At 73.7% G+C, this 1,402-nt stretch carries 2 protein-coding genes; one reads left to right on the forward strand and one right to left on the reverse strand.

The features are described from left to right. Nucleotides 1-844: response regulator transcription factor (locus CR470_RS37930; protein WP_257139069.1), on the reverse strand; the 844-nt coding region annotated here is incomplete at its 3' end. Nucleotides 845-963: 119 nt separating this feature from the next. Here CR470_RS37930 and CR470_RS37935 point away from each other — a divergent pair. Then, nucleotides 964-1,402 (forward strand): glycosyltransferase family 2 protein (locus CR470_RS37935; RefSeq protein WP_179892525.1); only part of this gene is annotated, 439 nt, incomplete at its 3' end.

Here is a 1,402-nt window from a genome sequence, read left to right on the forward strand (position 1 = left end):
GATCGGCACCCGTACGGCCCGGGTGCGCTCCCGTGCCGTACGGGTCCGTCCCGCCGTGAAGGTCCTCGGTTCCGGCCCGGCCGGCGTCCGCCTGTACGCCCGGGCCCTCCTCCTCCAGGTCCAGGCGGTACCCCACGCCCCACACCGTGCGGATCAGCCGGGGGCGGGCCGGATCCGTCTCGACCTTGCCGCGCAGTCTGCGGATGTGGACGGTGACCGTCGAGAGGTCACCGAAGTCCCATCCCCAGACCTCCCGCATCAGCTCCTCCCGCCCGAACGCCTTCCCGGGGTGCCGGAGGAGAAAGGCGAGCAGGTCGAACTCCCGGAGCGTCAGGGCCAGTCCGCGCCCGTCGCGGTAGGCCTGTCGGGCCGCCGGGTCAAGGCTCAGACCGCCGCCGGACAGCGGGCCGGCCCCGTCCGCCGGTACGGCGGCCCGGGCGCGGCGCAGCACCGAGTCGACCCGCAGGACCAGTTCGCGGGGGCTGAACGGCTTGGTGACGTAGTCGTCGGCGCCGGTCTCCAGTCCGAGGACGCGGTCCTCCTCGTCGCCTCGGGCGGTGAGCATGATGACGGGGACCGGTCCGTTTTCACGCATCCGGCGACAGACCTCGAACCCGTCCATGGCGGGCAGCATCAGATCCAGGACGACGAGGTCGGGCCGGTGCGCCGCGAACCGCGCCAGCGCGGCGGGGCCGTCGCCGGCCTGCTCGACGGTGTAACCGGCGCGGTGCAGATAGCCGACGACGACCTCGGCGACGGTCGGGTCGTCGTCCACGACGAGGACCCGGCCGCGTGCCCCCTGCGGGACGGGGGCCGGTGGCCGGGCGGGCGGGGTGTTCTCCATGGCCTCCACTGTGGCACCCCCACCCCGGGGCTCCGGGAGCCCGAGCGCCCCCATCCGGCCGATGTCCATGTTTCGTAAGAACCTGATGACCTAAATGCCGGAGTTGTCTCCGTAGGGTGATGCGGGTGACCGATTCTTCTGCCGCTCTTCCGCTTCCGCCCGCCCCGCACACCGGCCTCCCCCGGGCCGACATCGTTCTGCCCTGCCTCGACGAGGTGGCCGCGCTGCCCTGGGTACTCGATCGCGTCCCCGACGGCTGGCGCGCGATCGTGGTCGACAACGGCTCGACCGACGGTTCGGCCGAGCTCGCCCGTTCCCTCGGCGCGCACGTCGTCACGGAGGGACGGCGCGGGTTCGGCGCGGCCTGCCACGCCGGACTGCTCGCCACCGACGCCGAGTTCGTCTGCTTCTGCGACTGCGACGGATCGCTGGACCCCGCTCTGCTGACCGGCTTCGTGCGCCGGATCGCGGACGGCGAGTGCGATCTGCTGCTCGGCCGCCGCCGCCCCGAGGGCCGGGGCGCCTGGCCGCCGCACGCGCGCGCCGGCAATCTGGCGT

Source organism: Streptomyces sp. rh34 (assembly GCF_002551245.1).
Taxonomy (GTDB): Bacteria; Actinomycetota; Actinomycetes; order Streptomycetales; family Streptomycetaceae; genus Streptomyces.